Here is a 17,553-nt window from a genome sequence, read left to right as displayed (position 1 = left end):
TTTATGGTAAAAAATCAATTATGAACAAACTTCTCATCGCTACTAATAATCAAGGCAAGATCAAAGAACTCCAAGAACTTCTCACAGACATGGATGTGGAACTTATCACCCCAGCTCAAATCGGTCTCGACCTCGATGTCATCGAAGATGGACTCACCTACGCTGAGAATGCAACAAAAAAAGCCATCGCCTTCGCCCAAGCCAGTGGCCTCGTTTCCCTTGCCGACGACTCTGGTCTCGAAGTAGATTCACTCAATGGCGAACCTGGCTTATATTCTGCACGCTATGGTTCTATCAATGGGAATAAGCTTTCAGATGCCGAACGTCGTAAATACTTGGTCAGTAAACTTCAAGGCAAATCCCATCCATGGACGGCCCGCTTCCGCGCTATGATCGCTATCGCAAAGAATGATGAAGTACAACTCAGTGAAGGCATCTGCGAAGGCGAGATCATCCCCGAAGAACGCGGCACAGGCGGGTTTGGCTATGATCCCATATTCTTAGTACCAGAGTTGGGGAAAACCATGGCTGAACTTTCCATGGAACAAAAAAACCGCCTAAGCCATCGAGCCAAGGCGGTGATGAATGCAAAGGGAATTCTGGAAAAAATCTTTGATTGACACTAAGGGAATACTACTAACATAAGACAAAAACCTACGTTTTCAATAGAGAACAAAATGAATTCAATACTGAAGCGTAAATAAAGAATTCAGCTTCTCCATCAGCAAAGGATTAAATTTTTCCATACGATTCCTCTCACTTGAAAAGGAAAGTAGAAAGCTAAGAACAATAGTAATAACCAAAAGGGCATTTGATATTTGGACAAATAATCGCATACGACCAGATGGAGATCTGCGAGCTGATTGAACAAGCTCCCAATAGCCAATAATCGCAAGAAATGTAATTGGGAAAATAGAATCACCGATATAACGCATTTGCCCATAGAAAAAAAACAGGGAAAGCATAAAATTGATCAAGAATGAGCCTGCCAAAAGAACCAGCAAATAGCTTTCGGCTTGTTTCAAGTTTATTCCTTGTTCTTGTAAATCACTCTTTTTTCTAAATTTAGAGAAAAAAGGCAGGAACGCAAGCAAAAGAAACGGTCCGTAAAAAAGCATGCCCACAACGGGACCAGCCCCATATAATTTAGGCGAATTAATTTGCATTTCAGCCAGTAAAGCCGAAAATTTTACAGGCTGAACAAACGGAAATCGCGCAATCATCTCAAATGGTTGTAAAACATAAGCATAGAAATTCAACAGGAAGTAATCAGGCAGGAACGTGAGGGGCATATCGCGATTCAGGTTGTGGATTGTGATCTGATAACGCAGGCCAAACTCAAATGGTGAATCAAACCTTGCCCAGTTATACCAACCAATAAAGATCGCACCGACTACAAGAGGCATGCTCAAACAAGCAAGAGACATGAAGGTCTTTTTTCGATCAACCGCCCCAGGGTTGGACTTTATTATCCAAATGCATATCACAATAAACACGAAGATTACAGAAAAGACATTGATCGCCCTGGAACCGACTGACCCAGCTAGAAAGAGGCCAGCAAGAAATAAATAGCCGTTTTTTTGTTTGGTCATTGCGAGAAGAAAAAAATATACACCGCCCATCAAAAAGAACTGACCGGCCCCAATGGCTGCTTCATACACTTCCGGTATATTTAACGACCATAAAACGGGCAATATAAATCCCACCAGAAAAATTGAGACTACAACATTCCGCAAAGGAATATCTGAGAAAAACAACTGCCGCAATTTTAGGATAATCAAGGAATTAACAACAAATAAAACGCAGAAAAAAAAGAAGACGGAGTATATATCAGGCAGAAGTTTATTAGAACGAGCCTGAAAAGGCATCATCAGCAAAGCAGGTATAGGACCCCAGTAGGTATATAACTTTCCCTTATACAGGGACATGTCCCATATCTCGTCATCGAACTGTGGGCGAGTTTTGGGATCATAAGGGTCAGCTGCCTCGGCCAATTCGATATTCGGCTTAATTTTTAAATATAAGTGACCTGCATTAAATGCGTCTGCCTGATGGGCATAATATCGAGTCGAATTGTCCCAAGTCGTGAAGTTTCCATATGTGATAAACCATGCGTACACCATAAAGACGCACAACCATATATGCCCAAACAGATAAATGGTTTTCACTCCGTCAACAAAAGCATTATTGGGTATTTCTTTTCTTGCGAAATACAATACTCCCAATAAAAGGCTCACCCCTAAAGCCATAAGAACATACCGCGAGGCCCCCCACCCCGGATTGGGATCAATTCCGATGAAGTAAGCGAAAATGGCTACACATATAAATAGTAAACCATCAATAAGTAGTAAAGCTAGGATAATGATGTTTGGAATTAATGGTTGTTGACGCATGAAACGGCATCTCCAAGATTTTTCAACCTTATTTGTTATAAGCTTAGCCGCTTTGACATGCTTTTTGTAAAACACTGTCTGGATCAAGAAGGATATCTTGTTGAGTTTTCAATACTCTTTCCCAAAGAGTAAAAAGAGCGGGACAAAGTGTTTTTTGCTCTTTTATGATCTGACTGGTAATCTCCAAAGCCTTGTCAGAATCCCCTGTCAGAGCAAGGGCCTCGATAAAGGGAAAATATTCAACAGGCAAAGTTGGATACAAACCAGATTTTTTTGATGTCTTGTATAGCTTTGCTATCTCAGCCCAATCCCCCACTTGACGATAAATTTCAGCTTGTGTGTATATATAACACCAGCCATAAGCAGGTTCATCCCCAAACATAGTCCTGTCCATTGACGGAAGGTCAGCATCAACCAGAATCAGATCAGGTCTGGATAGGAGGATCGCCGGGGCAAGGTAATTGTTTTCTACGGGGACCGTCTCAACATTGTTATAAATGGGGTCAAGCACACGTAAACACCCATCGGCCTCTTTGAAAATCACGACCACATTAGATGTGTTTCCTGTGAAGCTGGCAGTTCGGTATGGAAGTGTAATTGGTTGATTTACTTTTAGATTTGAAGGGGTAAATCTTGTCTTCAAATACAGTATGGCATAAGAAAGGTCATGACCTTTAAAATCAGGAGTGTACATCCAATTTAAAGGGGCAGTAAGCTGAAGATCCGAAGCATATTTCAGCGGCAGGTCATAGGCCAATATGGCAGTGCCATCTTTCAAAGCAGGCATTCGCCAAGCCATTTGCCAGAATAGATCCTGCTCGTTTGCCCAATCACGACGAAACGTATTTGTCGTTGAAAACTGACTAGCCGCTGATACACCAATAAAAACGCTCAAGAGAACGAGTTTTACGCGTCCATTTCTTAATAGGATATCTGCCAGCCCTACGATGAAAAGACTTGCCCCCAACATAATAGAAATAAATAATCGGTCGTAATCAAAATCTATCTTTAAAGGTAACCCTGCCGCCCAAGAAGGAAGACGCCCTGCAAAGATCCCCACTAAACCTATGGATATCGCCCACCAGCCAAACTGATGTGACGTATCGTCTTTGATATCATCTACATCGCCAACTATTTGTGTTACCAGAAAAACTAATATAGCTACAAGAGAAAGTATAAAGATCGAAATTATTTGAGTGGCAGAGCCATCAACGACTTTAAAAAGATTAAATGGATTTATCCAAGAGGTAAAGCCAGAAACAGTTAGTGTATTCAAAAATTCATTGATAATATTTATCGGAGCTAAGGCAGAAAAGGCATTAATATCATACGAGTTATAAGCCGTAGAGCGATGATAACTGTACGTCCATATAGCATTAGCTACCCAAACAATGAAATACGGAAGCCAAATCCAAGCCGCCTTTTTCAGCAAGGTATTTCTATTTCGTATCGTTTCTGAAAGAACAGCGAGAACAAACAAGAATCGCAGAATCTCTAAGCCAAAAAAATATTCCGTCGAAAACAGCCCCAATATTTGAAAAACAATGGAAAGTACGATCAGCCATATTGTTGATCGATCATGCCGTACAGCCCAAGTTGTAAGAATAAACGAAGCGAGAAGAAATAAGAATGGAATCCATTCCTGATTGATATGTGTAAACGCAATTGCCTGTTGTTGATACGCTGGATAGAGAGTGAATAATAATGTTGTAAAAAGGACTAAATGCTTTTGGCGAGGCCAAACTTGTTTAAGCAAGATCCAAACTTCCAGTCCGAGAAAGAGGCGCGTTATCAGCCCAAGAATTTGCCACGTAATAGGATGTTCCCCAAACAGCGAAGTAGTGATGGTGAAAATATATCCAAGCAGAGGGCGAAATGGACGAAACGCTTCAATAAATTCTGTCGGGCCGAGAAATCGAGATATCCAGGCAAAGGGAAGGTCATCCCAATAGAAACCCATCCACGGAGTGAGCAATCCATAAGCAATAACAATGAGAACGAGCAACAATATGGGAACGGTAAATTTACTGTTACCTAGTTGTTTGATTTTTTCTTTCAATGGTGAACTCTCATTTATATAAAATAAAATCCCACTATCGTCGGGCATGGTGCAGACGATCTGCGGCTTCTTCAGAAAGCGGAATATAGACTTGAATTCTCGTCCCCTTGCCAATGGAAGAGTCAATATTCAATAACCCAGTGACCAGTTCTGTGCGTTCGCGCAAGTTGACCATGCCAAGACTTCCGCGCTTATCATAAGATTTATGGACTGCCGCTACGTCGAAGCCCGCCCCATCATCTTCAATCTCTAATAGTGCGATCTCTGTCTCAAAGGAACGTAGACGTACCCAAATATGTGCTGCACTGGCATGTTTACGGGCATTGTTGACGGCCTCTTCGATGATGTAGAAGATCACACCTTGTTTGCCCATTTCCATATTTTCGAGAACATTCTCGTCTACATTGATGATTACATTCTGTGTGAAGGTCTCACGCATCTTTTCGGCCATCGCCTGGAGCGCTGCGGTCAAGCCCTGTGACTCAAGAATGAGCGGCCGCAATGTAAATAGCATGTGGCGAATCTCCTTCGTGGTACGGAGAGCCAGATCCTCGATCTTCTGCAATTCTTCCATCGCGTCTTTCGGGCTTTTCGCCATCATACGGCGGACAAGGTTAATACGCATCGCCATCGCCGCAACAGATTGGGTAGGGCCATCGTGCAGGTCGCGGGCTAATTTTTTGCGCGTTTCTTCTTGCACTTCGATCATGCGTTCTTTCTCTTCTACAAGATCTTGATACAAACTTGCATTCTGCACTGCAATAACCGCTTGGCGACCGATGATATCAAGCAGGTCACGTCGTTCTTGTGTGAAATAATTTATGTCGGGGTGGGCATATAACATTGCGCCATATACATTAAAACCACTTCGTAACGGAAAACAATAGGCGGATAAACACGAACGCAACGCAATGATGCGTCCGAGTTCGGGGTCGTAACCGATATCCTGTGTGAAGACCGCTTCCCCTTCATCCAACACCCTCTTGAGGATGCCATCGTTCCCATGCAAAGTAGCGCGCATATCTGAGTTGGTAAAGCGACGCGCAGAACCAACGGTCAGTTCGTCATTTTTGAACAACAACACAGCACTCACCAACCGTTCATCGCGTGGTTCATCAGGATCAAAGTTTGGATGGAGGGCGTTGTATCCGAGGTCAAGCGCAGAATCAAGCACACGTTTGTAACTGAGAGTCGCTGTCAACGTGGAAGAAAGTTCATAGATGGCTCGCAGGCGTTCGGTCTCTGCGCGGCGGCGGCGTTCTTCCGCATCCAAACGGACCTGACGTGAAGAACGCAATCGCACCATTCCAAAACGTCCCAATAATCCGCCTACAAGGCCAACGAACAAGGAAAACAATATGCCACTGGAAATAAAAAATGCAAAGCCGCTTGAGATCGTGTCGCGCAGAGTAAAGCCCTGCCAAAGCGCGAAGAGACCTGCCATGAGGAATGCTCCCCACATTTCAAAATAGATCGCGCCGGTTAAGATGGGAATTGTCCCCGACCAGACAGATGCCCCGCTAGGGTGTGCACTTTGTGCTCCAAAATAAATTGCTGAGAGTATGAGGTCAACACCAACAACAATATAACGATGATATGGCATACGGAAATTTAGGGTGGCGAGTGCGCTCATCGCAAGGTTCCACAAGATCATGAACACTAACACCCAAAACGCCTTTGTTGCCACCTGTCCACGGATCGACAGGGACAGCATCATGCCCACCAGCAAGAGCCAGCGCAACGATGAGGCGAACCAATCGGCTACGTAAGGAGATTCAAACCTGCGCATGTTTCAATGATACCCGAAAATCGCAAATACCCCTCATGGAAGGGGTTACAAATAGACTAAAGTTAATGTGACAATGTACAGAGAATCAGGGAACAGGGTTATTTTCTCGCTCGAGCGCGTGCGCCGTAATACCTGCCAGAATGCCAAAATTGATCCAGATGTTGGGGATGGCAAACGAATCCTGTGTGGCGTTATAGATCAAAATAGCGATCCATGAGAACAAGCCCATCACACCCAGGAAACGCATGAAAGCGGAGCCGTTCTTCAAGGCGATCAACGCATCTCCAAGTATTGAAAATAGAAAGGCAAAGAATACAAAAAAACCAACCAACCCGGTCTCCGCCAGCAGACGTGCATACATGTTCTTTGGGTTGGGATACAGATTATTACTAGGGCTGAGTTGACGTGCGATCTCCGGCACAAAAGTCATGGCCCAATCGGGAAGGTTGTCGTAAATATAAAACCCGCTGGCACCCAATCCCACCCCAGTAACCGGGCTTTCTTCATATGCACCCAACGCCCCAAAGGTATATGCTCCGCGTGCGCCCGCTGAGTTTTGGACAATAAAATCTTCAACACTTTCGGCGTTTGTATCGAACAAACGCGTAATATATTCTTTTTGGCTGAGAAAGACTCCCGCGCCAACCATTGCGCCGAGGGCGATCACGATCACACCCACGCGCAACAACAATCCCATGCCGCCGCGAAACCCAGAGATGAACCAAGCCCATATCTCACGCAATTCTTTACGCCCAGTAAAAAGGAAAGTGAGAACCAATGCAACCCCGGCAGTCAACAATCCGCCGCGCGAATACGTGGCGAGCAGAAGCAACAGAGCAAAACCCAAAAGGATCATCTCAAGCCATTTGAAACGAGTCACCCGCACACGGGTCAGAAGAGACGCGAACAACCAGGGCAAATACACGGTTCCGATCTGCCCCGCCAACCACGCAGGTTCATACGCCATCCCTGAAACACGATTGGTCTTCACCAACTCACGCATCGAGAACAAGCGTTGCCAATGGGTCACCGTCACTTTTTTGAGTAAAGGCGTATAGAACGCGAGCGATTGCACACCGCTCCACAACACATCCACAACAAAGCCTGCCAACAACCAACGGACGGAGAATCGCAGATCATCCTCATCCTTATTCATCCAAACTGCCGTAATGAAAAAGGACAGTCCGATCACAAGCGTTGCCCATGCGCGGATGACTCTTCCGAAGTAGTCTTGTCCACGCAATGGCAACGGGTCAAGAACGGACCCGATCACTGATGCGGCCAAAGTGACCAATACGAACACGAGAAGCGGAATCAACGTCCCCACTTTCGGCAAGGAGAGTTTCCCGCGCATCCATTGGATCAACAACAAAGGCAATAATAAAGCAACAGGGTAAAACGCCAGTGGTCGGACATACGTCCCTTCACCCATGAATGGGAAAAAGCGAAAGCTCGTCACCGGCATGGTGAATAGAACTGCGCCCCATAAAATGCGCGCCAACTTTGGAAAGAGTTCGTCAAATTTTGCTGTGATGGTCATTGCGGTTTGGACACAAACAATACAACGATCGAACCAAGAACAAGGAAGACAACTGCACCAACAAACAGATATGTGCTGATGGGCACGCTACGTTCAGAAATAAATTGCGAGGTCCGTATCACTTTGGCCTCGATAAAGGAATTAGGTCCGCCCTCCATCCGTTTTTGCAGACTGACCTGCTCGGCAAAATTCTGCGCCCACAAAGCGACAAGAGACGAGGCGCGTTGCGGGTCATTATCCTCCACATAGAAGTTCCAGCCACCTTCAGCAGGCTGGCTGAGGGTAAGCATTCCATTGCGAAGTTCAGTTGTGGATGTATTTCCGCTCCGCTCTGCAATGGATTCCATAACCGTATCGGAAAGTGCAATCTCTTCCAGTTTACGAACTTCTCGCTCAAGATAATAGAACTGCTCGCGGTCTGTTTCTTGTGGCCAGGCTTGCTCAAGGTTGAAATCCACAAGGACAACGGCATGCGCGCGGTATGGCGGCGGAGCAACATAATAAATTGCCGCGCCAATGAGACCGCCGATCAGAGCACCTACAGACCAATAACGCCACGCCTTGAACAAGCGAATGAGATCATCAATGGAGGGAGGAGAGAATAATAATTTCATACATTCCAATTCTTTGGGCGGGGAAACCCCGCCCCTACGATATGTTCAACATCTTTCTTCTGCGCCAATTCCAGAGTGGCGCGATCAATTTTCGGATGTAATACTTCGCCACAATAACCGAAAAAAACGAACCGCCATCGCGGTAATGGACTCGTACCATCTCAGGCCAACAGCGATCATCGGCGGCAATGGTTTTGCCCGAGGTATGTAATCGGAAGTTCGCCCAAGTTTGCGGCACGTATTTGATCTCACTACGCGCGGCGATGCGCGTCCACAGATCGTAATCCATCGCGAAATAAAAAGACGGGTCAAGCGGCCCGACCTGTTCCCACAATTCCTTGCGAAAGAACATGGTTTGTTGTGGGATGTGGACATATCCCTGACGGAGCAGATGATAATCCGTTTGGGCAGAGTTGAATTGGCCGATCACATTTCCCTGTTCGTTGATGAAATTGCAATCCCCATAGACCATTCCCACTTCCGGATGTTCCTGCAAGTATTTGACCGACGCACTGATGGCACCAGGCGCATACGTATCATCCGAATTCAACCAGGCAAGGATGTCACCTGTCGCTTTCGCAAATCCTTTGTTAATCGCGTCGGTTTGCCCCTTGTCCTTTTCGCTCACCCACCAAGTTATGCCACTACCAGAATTGGACGGGAGGACCCCGCCCCTACCATCATATTTTTTTATAACATCCACCGTTCCATCGTTCGAGCCGCCATCCACAACCAGATATTCAATGCGCGGATAATCTTGCGTCAACACGGATTGCATCGTTGCTTCGATGAAACGGGCGTGATTGAAAGATGGGGTAACAATAGAAACCAAAGGCTGGTTGGGCATTACCATTCCTCATCGGAATAATACAGACGAGAAACATCGTCTGTGATCTCGCGAATCCGTTTGACAGTTTCTTCGGGCATGCGTTTCTTCCAGCTCTTGATGTTAGCGGCGCTATCCAATTTAACGGAATGCGTCTTTTTCTTTGAGAGTTCTTTCGGGTTTTCTGAACTACTTGAATTGAGAATGAATTGTTCCACACGCGAACTAAAGTCGAGGCCGAGCTTTGCGTACAGATCGCGATATCCGTTAATGGGATCACGGGAAATGTCTTCGTGGCGAACAACTATGAAATCAGGATTCAGCTTACGGGTGGAATGAACCGAAGCGTAGATCATCTTCCACAACAATGAAGCCTGCCCAATGATGTCATCTTTTTTCACGGCCTGCATTTCATTCCGATATATTTCAAGATGATCACGCATCAGCAATGGCTGGCCCAATAAATCGTTGAAGTCAAAACTCCAATCGAGGCGTTGTAAACTGCCAGCAAATGCGGCGGGATGGCGCACTGTAATGACAACCTTACAATTCAATTTTTTCGCAAACCACGGCGTTGAAAACACCGCAAACGGATCTTTTACCAGCGCACGTTGACCACTTAGTAACGCACGATAAAAGAGGGTGAAATCACGTCCCATGCGCAAAACATCTTTAAATGACCGTAAAGAACGTATCTCAGAAAAAAGATGGTAATCAAATTGGAGTGTCTCTTGTAGCGGGGTTAAATATTCGTCTTCATTCTCATCACAAATATATTGATACCAATGTTTGACTTGCGCACGAAGCACGCCGGGGCGATGCAACACATTCAACGGTTCACTGATGTAGCCTGTTTCTGAATCAGCGGCAAGCATCCTACCCACCCATGTGGTCCCGCTTCGATGCGCGCCTGTGACAAGAATGGGATGCAGAATATCACTCATTGGTTCTCCAAATCGTAAATTACATACCCCTCGCCTTGCGCGAAGATCGGGTACGTAGATAACCGAGCCTGCAACTCAGGCTGTGCTTTCAGGTCTTTGAAATCGGTCACAAGAAAATATCGTTTGCTCTGTACGCGCCGATTGAATTCTTTATCGAACGCAAAATCTTCGCCATGTAAACCTGCGGCATAAATATCACCAGAAGCAGGCCAGTAGGCTGTACTCGTCCAGCCGAAGTATTGCAGGCGCGAGCCATAATCTGCCGTGAGCGCGATGGCCGTCATTTCGTGATTCAGCTTCTCGCCGATCTCCTCCCACATCGCGGCTTCGGGACGATAATCCACAGCCTTCATTTTGTTACGGACATCCCACACGACAGAGAACATACCCAAGAGCAGGATGAGATACACGGCGCTTCGCATCCATCGACTTGAAGCTGATTCTGCCAAACGAGCAAAGATCACATCCCCAAGCGACGCCAGCGAGATCGCCACGATGGGGATCAGTGGCAGATGATAGTAATCATGTGTGCCAGCGTGATAGTTGAAATACATGCCAAAAATAAAATAAGCGATCCACAGCCCTAACAACATCGAACGGAGTTGTTTATTCTTGACGAGAAAGAGTCCGAGCAGACCAAGCATGATGAAGAGACCGCCCGCCGCAATGCTGGCTTTTGTTTCCCAATACACGTAGTTCAACAAGCTAAACATCAATGATGGGACAAAGTTTCCCGTGAACTCCACGCCCAAACGTCCGTTGATAAATACACCGTAGAAGATATAGAGCAACGGAGGCAGTGCGCCGATCACAGCGAGAACCCACATCTTTATGTTTCGGAACAACTCGATAAATGTATAACGACTCAGCACAAGTCCGAGTGCGCCGCCGATGACAAAGAATGCAGCGGGGAATTTGATAAAGATGGCGAACCCGCCCAAAAGTCCAGAAAGAAGCGTATTCATCCAGGATGGCGAACGAGTCCAGCGTAGCAACATCCACCAAAAGGAGATTGTCAACGCGATCATCAAGATATCTGGTTGAAAACTACGGCTCGCGATAACCGCGTAAGGAAACAATAAAAAGTACGCGGTTGAAACGAGTGCGCCTTCGAAAGAAACAAGCTCGCGCACCAGTAGAAAAAGAAAAACTGCACCGATCAACCAAAAGAGAGATGAGTAGATGCGCGCAACCCAAATTTGTTCACCTGTGAAGCGATAGGTGAACGCAACCAAACGTTCATACACAACTGGCTCGATATCCGCCTTGGATTGCATGTGTTGAATACCCGCTTCCAATTTCCACGTGGGGTAGCCATCAGGCTGGGTTTCATAAAACAAGCCACGTGCCCGGATCACTGATAACAATTGTCGCGTGGGATGAAAGTCAAACGGCAGGTCTGTGAGATCATACAGGCGAATGGTAATCGCCGCGCCCAACAAAATGACCAGCGCGGCGATTCGTACGAATCGATTTGAGAATATAGATGACATATGCGCGTGTATTTTATCAGATTCGAGTTTTCTGCTTGTCGCTCGAAAATGAGTGCGCGCGGCGGCGCAAGATCAGGTCACGCAACCTGCTCAACCCGCTAAGTTGTAACAACGCCGAAACCAGAATATTCATCCGCGTCAAAGCTGTAGGTGGATGGATGAACAGCGCGCGGAACCACGCCGCCAATGCAGACGCGGACTTTCCTCCATCAAGAAGATACCGCGCATCGACTCGGTTCGCGGATGCGCGCGCGCGTCTTTCCACGCCCGAAACTGCTTCGGCCAAACCAGCCTGAGTCTTCGCCCAATCCAAAATGCGGAAGGCTTCACGCCCAAACTCTGCGGCTTTGGCACGGTTCTTTGCCTGCGCATGATAACGCGCCGCCGCCCACGTTTGATCCACATGCAATATCTTTCCGTGTTGTGCAATGCGGATCCAAAATTGATGGTCGAGCAAAAGGTGAAAGGACATATCAAGTCCACCTGTTTTCTCATACGCTTCGCGCCGAAAAAACACCGCTGGTTGACCGATGATCTGAAAGCACAACAGGTCTTCAAGAGTCAGCTGTTTGTATTTCAGCTCGTTGATGGTCTGCCCGTATTCATCCACAGCCAGCATATCGCCATAGAGCATGACCACATCGGGGTTTTCCTCGAAAACTTTTACAGCGTTTGAAATGGCATTCGGGAAATAATAATCATCCGAGTTGAGCCAGGCGATGATCTCGCCCGTCGCACGGGTCAATCCCTTATTGATGGCTTCGGCTTGACCTGAGTCCTTTTCACTCACCCACCAGGCCAATTTGTCCGCATGGCTCTTAATGATATCAACTGACCCATCCGTGGATGCGCCATCAATCACGATGTATTCAATACGCGGATAATCTTGCTCCAAAACAGAACGCAGAGTCTGTTCAAGATAGGATGCTTGATTGTAGGAGGGAGTCACAATCGAAACGATGGGATGGTTTGGCAAAGGTTTCAGTTTCACAGGGTTAGGGAGTTCAAGGTTAATCGCAAATCCAAAATCGTAAATCTAAAATAAGGTGTTGTAATCCACTTTAGGAAAGATCGCCAATTTACCACCGACAGTGGCGTCCACCACTTCGCGGCCTGCCTTACGATAGGCTTCACGTGCAAAGGTATATCCGATCTCAGAAGTGTCCAAGTCTGGCAGTTGCCATTTGATCCCTTTGCCAAAATAACGCGGATCGAAATGGTTGGGATCATCACCTGTTGAAACAACAGTCTTGTTCGCTTCGCCTTTGTCTTTAAAGTTGTGGTCCACGCCAATAAGGATCGTTTTCTCGACGCCCATGTGATACGCAAGTTGCAGTGCCAAGTTGGTGACTGTCGCACCTTCCCAGACTCGTCTGCGCGAGTCAGTCGTAAACCGCGGGCCAGTGTAGGAAGTGTAGACGAAGGTTGGAATGTCCTTCAGTGAAATCTCAGGTTTGAAGTGCCTATGCGATCTCCATGCGATAAACTTGGGAATTGGAAGCTTAGCAAGATCATCAGCAAATTGCTCGACGACGAGATCATTCGTCACACAGATATAGGATGTTGCGAAGCCAAGATCAGGGAATGCGAGGTAAAAGCGATTCATCGCAAAGGTGACTTCGCCCTTTAGCTTACTGAGGTCAGTCTGCTTGAGAGACGGTCCATTGCCAATGATGAAGGCACGCTTGCCTTTGTGAATGTCCTTCAGATCAGCAAGACGCCTGATGCTCTCACGTCTCCACGGATGGAGATACGCATCGGGTAATTCAGGGATGCGCCGGAATGCGTCATAGGTATCACGCGCAAAATGCCAAACGGGTTGCGGGATGATTTGTTTCAGAGTTTGTTTCATACAGGAAGGAATTCCTTACGAGCCATAATCAAAACGATCAACGTGATCAGATTCAAGGACAGGAAGAGCAAATCCACAAGGCCGAATTGATCAAAGATCGTTGGAAAGATGTTCAAGCAAAGTACGAACACCGTTAGATAGTAGATCCATTTCTTTCTTTTATCCAACTGCAAAACACAAAACAACATCGCAACTGCATCGCCAAACATGACGAGGGCATAGAAGATATACAAAACCTTTCGATCAGGGTTCTCACCGATCCGCAAAAGCGAACCGATCCCAAACACAAACAGAATCGCAATTGTCAGAAAGAATAGAAGACGAACGATCTGTGAAGGTTTCATTTCACTCCGTGCTTAGTCGCGCCGTCGCTCCCCCGTCCACAACCAGCGCCTGCCCCGTCATAAACGAAGATTGCTCGTTATCAGCAAGGAAATAGATCGAACTGGCGATCTCTTCAGGCTTGCCCACTTTTCCATTTACAGTTCTGCGCGCAAGGTTATCGAGTCGTTCCTGCACATCGCTACCGCCCACATGTCCACGGCCAAGTCCTGCACGGAGCATGGGAGTATCCACGGCACCGGGCAAAATCGCATTCACGCGGATGTTATCCGGCGCGAACTCGATCGCCATGGCGCGGGTCAACGCGAGCAAGCCGCCTTTGGATGCGGCATACGCAGCGATGTTCGCAGAAGTCTGTATCGCATGCACAGACGAAACGTTTACGATCGCCCCGCCCCCTGCCGCCTTCATCAACGGATGCGCCAACTTCACAAACAAAAACACCGAGCGTAAATTGGACGCCATAACCGCATCCCATTCTTCAACGGTTGTTTCGATCAGCGGCTTGGCAACCTGAACAGCGGCATTGTTCACCAGCACGTCCAACGTGGGACTGAATTCTTTCGCTTGTTGAAAGATCAACTCAGCAGAAGCGGGATGTGAAATATCCGCCTTGATGAATCGTCCGTCAGCAGGAAAGCCATCGCCAAAATCCGAACGGTCCACACCAATGACCTGCCAGCCTTTTTTTGCAAAATGATACACAGAGGCACGTCCAATGCCTCCACCTACCCCAGTGATGAGAACAGTTTTATTTGTCATTTTTCAAGTCACTCGAATCAATCCCCAGCCCATCCAACAAATTTTTGATCGTATTCCAATGCACTCGCTCCCACGCGGTCGGGCTGGAATTGGTATTGTGCGGAGCGAGCATGACGTTATCCATCTTCATTAACGGACTCTCCAACGGTAACGGTTCCACCTCAAAGACATCCAACGCGGCTCCTGCCAGACGTTTAGCCTGCAACGCTTCGATCAAACTTTTCTCATCGATGAGTGGTCCGCGGGCGGTGTTGATGATGACAGCGTTAGGTTTCATGAACGCAAATGTTTTGGCGTTCATCAGATGATGGCTGGTCGGGTTCAGGTCACAGTTGATGGATATAAAATCGGAGTTCTTCAACAGGTTCTCTAGTGACGTCATTTCGATGCCTGTTTCAGAAATAAAGACATGGTCAACATCTACAATATCATTGCCGTAGACTTTCATCCCAAAAGCGCGTGCGCGGCGCGTCACTGCCTTGCCGATATTACCAACACCGACAACACCCAGTGTACATTCGCTCAAAGTCTTCCCTGGAATTTTTTCCCATTTGCCAGATTTCATTTCCTTATCCATCCACGGCTGACGACGGGCGAAGGCAAGCATGTAGGCAAGGACAGAGTCCGCTACAGGGGTGGTAAACGCGTTCAAGGTGCGTCCAATGCTGATTGAATACCGGGAGCAGGCCTCGGCGTCGATCGAATCGATCCCAGTCCCCCACTTGGAGATAATTTTGAGGCGCGGGGAACAGGCTTGGATGACGCGCAAAGTATAGCGGTCATCCCCACAAATAGTCCCATCGAATTGGCCAGCATACTGAAGGAGATGTTCCTCCTCCATGCGTTCACGCACATCAGGGATGATGAGTTCGACACCATATTTATCAAAAACAGGTTTGAAGCGATCCGCAAACGGGATCATGTAAGGGGCAGTGAAAAGAATTTTATATGTCATAGTTGTATTCCCATATGGATTTATTTTCGTTTATATACGCGACCTTCGCCATCTTCATATTCGAGTTGCCATGTATTGTTCCACTCTTCAGAATTTAGATCGGGCGGGTAACCGTAGATACCCTTTTGCCACTCCGTCTGGAGAAAGACATAGTAATCGGGAGACTTGATTCGGGTGGTCGAGTTTGTAAAGCCATCTCCGTATGCATAATATGGCAGGCCATTCTCAACCCATACAACAGAATAAGTTACGTTCTTATGAAGATAATCGAATGCACTATTATATCCGTCTGCGCCAACTGGCTTACTATACTGGTCTTCCAGCACAATGCTGTTTGATAGATCGGGCCAGAAAAACCAACGCCAGTTCCAGGTTGTCCACAAGGCTAAACCAACCATAAGCGCAGATAGAATCAAATGAATTATATCCGTCCTATTAAATAGCCACTGGAGACCTTTAGCAAGCCACGGTTCAATCCATATGATGATGGCGACACATGTAAAAGTTAATAATGCCACGCCAAAGCGCCACGAGAAATTGGCTGTTTCGTCTGAAGCATGTATAAAGCCAGAAGCAGGGGTTGAAATAAAGCTAAAAAAAAGAATAAGGAAAGCGCAAATAAATATCCAAGACATTCGACTATGACGAAATACCATAAAACATGAGCCAACCATAACGATCAACACTACGATCATAGTAGGTGACATACCGGAGTACAACTTCGGGTTGGTCAGGTTATTTAAAATGCTCTGCTCTTGCAATTGCAACACACCCGATGAAAAGACAGTACCTTGACCGATCAGATTCCGCCCTATCCATAGGGAGCCTGGTACGATCATGAAAGCATAAGGTAATAAACTTCCAATCTTTGGAAGAATATCTACGCGGTTTTCCCCTCGGAAATAAACAAAAAACACTAGCACCCAGGATGGAGCAATAATAAATATGGCATTAGGTTTTACGCTTAATGCGATCATCGTTGTAGATGCCATACCTAATAAATGCCATGTATTGATCTTAGTTTTTAGATCAGACGGAACGTGCAACAAGATCGCTAATATACCCGCCGCAAGGAAAAGATCGTTCTTGCCGATCGTGTTATACAAAACAATGCGATAGATCCACCAAATATTGTATAGTTTATCCCGCCAGAACAGCCCGCTAATCAAAAGACAGACGATTATTAGAAAATTAAACCCAACAGGTAGATTGGTATATCTACACAAGAGAAGCCAAAAGGTCAGCATAAAAAACAGAACGCCAATGGCATGCATGGAACCAAACAACATACCGCTTCGATTGAACAATGCCGCAAACGCGAATAATGATTCATACCCAAAAGGATATTCGCCGTAGGAGATCGTCAAATCCCAGGCCGAGCCGGTATTGGCAAGTTCCAATGCTTTAGGGAAGTGATATATCCCAACATCCCATGCCAATGTCCGATTAACTTGTGAAAAGGGCCAAAGCACAAGAGGCGCAAGGATTAGGAACAGGAGGAGGATCGTCCCCACCGTCCAAAAACCATAATCCAGAAATCTGTCTTTGGTGTTAGCAGAACGATGAAATACAGAATCGTAAAACCCCGTTGACCAGTATTTTTCATACAAGACAAATAAGAACAGCACAATACCAACAGTAAGAGGTAAAACCAAAACGAGGCGATACGCCCCAAAAATCCCCAAGATCTGTGCCGAACATATAACTCCGTAAAGAGATGCCAACAAAAGCGCGTATAGCTTCGCCCATCCCTTTTCCCCATGAACATAGGCAAGCAATATTAGGGCGGTAACAATAAAAAACGCCCGAAAAACCACAATTGTGGATGGCGTGAGGATGGAAGAATTATTATCAGGTGACAATCCATTTAAAATGGATTTCACCTCATGAAAAGGCACGAGGGTCAATGCCACAAAGATAACCGCTACGATCATAATAGCGATCTTGCAATACTTTAAAACCACATCATGCCCCGCGTTCATCG

General features: G+C 46.4%; 15 protein-coding genes. 1 reads left to right on the top strand and 14 read right to left on the bottom strand.

The genetic code is table 11. The annotated features are described in order from the left end of the window. Positions 1-20: 20 nt before the first annotated feature. Positions 21-620, top strand: coding sequence for an RdgB/HAM1 family non-canonical purine NTP pyrophosphatase (gene rdgB / locus IPP66_10070; protein ID MBK9925626.1), 600 nt, complete (start codon positions 21-23; stop codon positions 618-620). Between the two features lie 63 nt (positions 621-683). On the opposite strand, the gene IPP66_10065 is transcribed toward rdgB, so the two are convergent. The 14 genes from IPP66_10065 to IPP66_10000 form a co-directional block, all read right to left on the bottom strand. Continuing rightward, the gene (locus tag IPP66_10065; GenBank protein MBK9925625.1) at positions 684-2,393 is read right to left on the bottom strand and encodes a hypothetical protein; all 1,710 of its coding nucleotides are present in this window, start codon (positions 2,391-2,393) and stop codon (positions 684-686) included. 43 nt (positions 2,394-2,436) lie between these two features. Next, entirely contained in the window at positions 2,437-4,452 is a 2,016-nt protein-coding gene (locus tag IPP66_10060; GenBank protein ID MBK9925624.1) for a hypothetical protein, read from the bottom strand. 34 nt (positions 4,453-4,486) lie between these two features. After that, positions 4,487-6,241: a sensor histidine kinase gene (locus tag IPP66_10055; protein MBK9925623.1), complete on the bottom strand. Its 1,755-nt coding sequence runs from the start codon at positions 6,239-6,241 to the stop codon at positions 4,487-4,489. Positions 6,242-6,326: 85 nt separating this feature from the next. Beyond that, a complete protein-coding gene (locus IPP66_10050; protein MBK9925622.1) occupies positions 6,327-7,781 on the bottom strand; it encodes an O-antigen ligase family protein in 1,455 nt (484 codons plus the stop codon). Next, positions 7,778-8,395, bottom strand: a complete 618-nt coding sequence (locus IPP66_10045) for a hypothetical protein (protein ID MBK9925621.1) — start codon at positions 8,393-8,395, stop codon at positions 7,778-7,780. Before IPP66_10045 ends, IPP66_10050 begins: the two co-directional genes overlap by 4 nt. A gap of 34 nt (positions 8,396-8,429) precedes the next feature. After that, on the bottom strand, positions 8,430-9,242 hold the full coding sequence (locus tag IPP66_10040) for a glycosyltransferase (GenBank protein ID MBK9925620.1): 813 nt from the start codon (positions 9,240-9,242) through the stop codon (positions 8,430-8,432). After that, positions 9,242-10,165 carry a sulfotransferase gene (locus IPP66_10035; GenBank protein ID MBK9925619.1) on the bottom strand — a complete coding sequence of 308 codons (924 nt, stop codon included), beginning with the start codon at positions 10,163-10,165 and terminating at the stop codon, positions 9,242-9,244. Before IPP66_10035 ends, IPP66_10040 begins: the two co-directional genes overlap by 1 nt. After that, on the bottom strand, positions 10,162-11,658 hold the full coding sequence (locus IPP66_10030) for a glycosyltransferase family 39 protein (GenBank protein ID MBK9925618.1): 1,497 nt from the start codon (positions 11,656-11,658) through the stop codon (positions 10,162-10,164). The genes IPP66_10035 and IPP66_10030 overlap by 4 nt, the downstream gene beginning before the upstream one ends. Positions 11,659-11,674: 16 nt before the next feature. Further along, complete coding sequence (locus tag IPP66_10025; GenBank protein ID MBK9925617.1) at positions 11,675-12,649, bottom strand: glycosyltransferase; 975 nt, start codon at positions 12,647-12,649, stop codon at positions 11,675-11,677. 45 nt (positions 12,650-12,694) lie between these two features. Further along, positions 12,695-13,510 carry a DUF115 domain-containing protein gene (locus tag IPP66_10020; protein ID MBK9925616.1) on the bottom strand — a complete coding sequence of 272 codons (816 nt, stop codon included), beginning with the start codon at positions 13,508-13,510 and terminating at the stop codon, positions 12,695-12,697. Further along, on the bottom strand, positions 13,507-13,854 hold the full coding sequence (locus IPP66_10015) for a hypothetical protein (GenBank protein MBK9925615.1): 348 nt from the start codon (positions 13,852-13,854) through the stop codon (positions 13,507-13,509). The genes IPP66_10020 and IPP66_10015 overlap by 4 nt, the downstream gene beginning before the upstream one ends. A gap of 1 nt (position 13,855) precedes the next feature. Beyond that, positions 13,856-14,614 carry an SDR family oxidoreductase gene (locus IPP66_10010; GenBank protein ID MBK9925614.1) on the bottom strand — a complete coding sequence of 253 codons (759 nt, stop codon included), beginning with the start codon at positions 14,612-14,614 and terminating at the stop codon, positions 13,856-13,858. Then, a complete protein-coding gene (locus IPP66_10005) occupies positions 14,604-15,569 on the bottom strand; it encodes a phosphoglycerate dehydrogenase (protein MBK9925613.1) in 966 nt (321 codons plus the stop codon). The genes IPP66_10010 and IPP66_10005 overlap by 11 nt, the downstream gene beginning before the upstream one ends. 20 nt (positions 15,570-15,589) lie before the next feature. Next, on the bottom strand, positions 15,590-17,551 hold the full coding sequence (locus IPP66_10000; GenBank protein ID MBK9925612.1) for a hypothetical protein: 1,962 nt from the start codon (positions 17,549-17,551) through the stop codon (positions 15,590-15,592). Positions 17,552-17,553 lie beyond the last annotated feature (2 nt).

The sequence above is a fragment of the Candidatus Defluviilinea proxima genome (assembly GCA_016721115.1).
Taxonomy (GTDB): Bacteria; Chloroflexota; Anaerolineae; order Anaerolineales; family Villigracilaceae; genus Defluviilinea; species Defluviilinea proxima.
This window is presented reverse-complemented; position numbering and strand designations above follow the sequence as displayed.

Coding starts and splice junctions, on each gene's coding strand:
- rdgB (MBK9925626.1), top strand. CDS start 21: ATGAACAAACTTCTCATCGCTACTAATAATCAAGGCAAGATCAAAGAA.
- IPP66_10065 (MBK9925625.1), bottom strand. CDS start 2,393: ATGCGTCAACAACCATTAATTCCAAACATCATTATCCTAGCTTTACTA.
- IPP66_10055 (MBK9925623.1), bottom strand. CDS start 6,241: ATGCGCAGGTTTGAATCTCCTTACGTAGCCGATTGGTTCGCCTCATCG.
- IPP66_10050 (MBK9925622.1), bottom strand. CDS start 7,781: ATGACCATCACAGCAAAATTTGACGAACTCTTTCCAAAGTTGGCGCGC.
- IPP66_10045 (MBK9925621.1), bottom strand. CDS start 8,395: ATGAAATTATTATTCTCTCCTCCCTCCATTGATGATCTCATTCGCTTG.
- IPP66_10040 (MBK9925620.1), bottom strand. CDS start 9,242: ATGCCCAACCAGCCTTTGGTTTCTATTGTTACCCCATCTTTCAATCAC.
- IPP66_10035 (MBK9925619.1), bottom strand. CDS start 10,165: ATGAGTGATATTCTGCATCCCATTCTTGTCACAGGCGCGCATCGAAGC.
- IPP66_10030 (MBK9925618.1), bottom strand. CDS start 11,658: ATGTCATCTATATTCTCAAATCGATTCGTACGAATCGCCGCGCTGGTC.
- IPP66_10020 (MBK9925616.1), bottom strand. CDS start 13,510: ATGAAACAAACTCTGAAACAAATCATCCCGCAACCCGTTTGGCATTTT.
- IPP66_10015 (MBK9925615.1), bottom strand. CDS start 13,854: ATGAAACCTTCACAGATCGTTCGTCTTCTATTCTTTCTGACAATTGCG.
- IPP66_10010 (MBK9925614.1), bottom strand. CDS start 14,614: ATGACAAATAAAACTGTTCTCATCACTGGGGTAGGTGGAGGCATTGGA.
- IPP66_10005 (MBK9925613.1), bottom strand. CDS start 15,569: ATGACATATAAAATTCTTTTCACTGCCCCTTACATGATCCCGTTTGCG.
- IPP66_10000 (MBK9925612.1), bottom strand. CDS start 17,551: ATGAACGCGGGGCATGATGTGGTTTTAAAGTATTGCAAGATCGCTATT.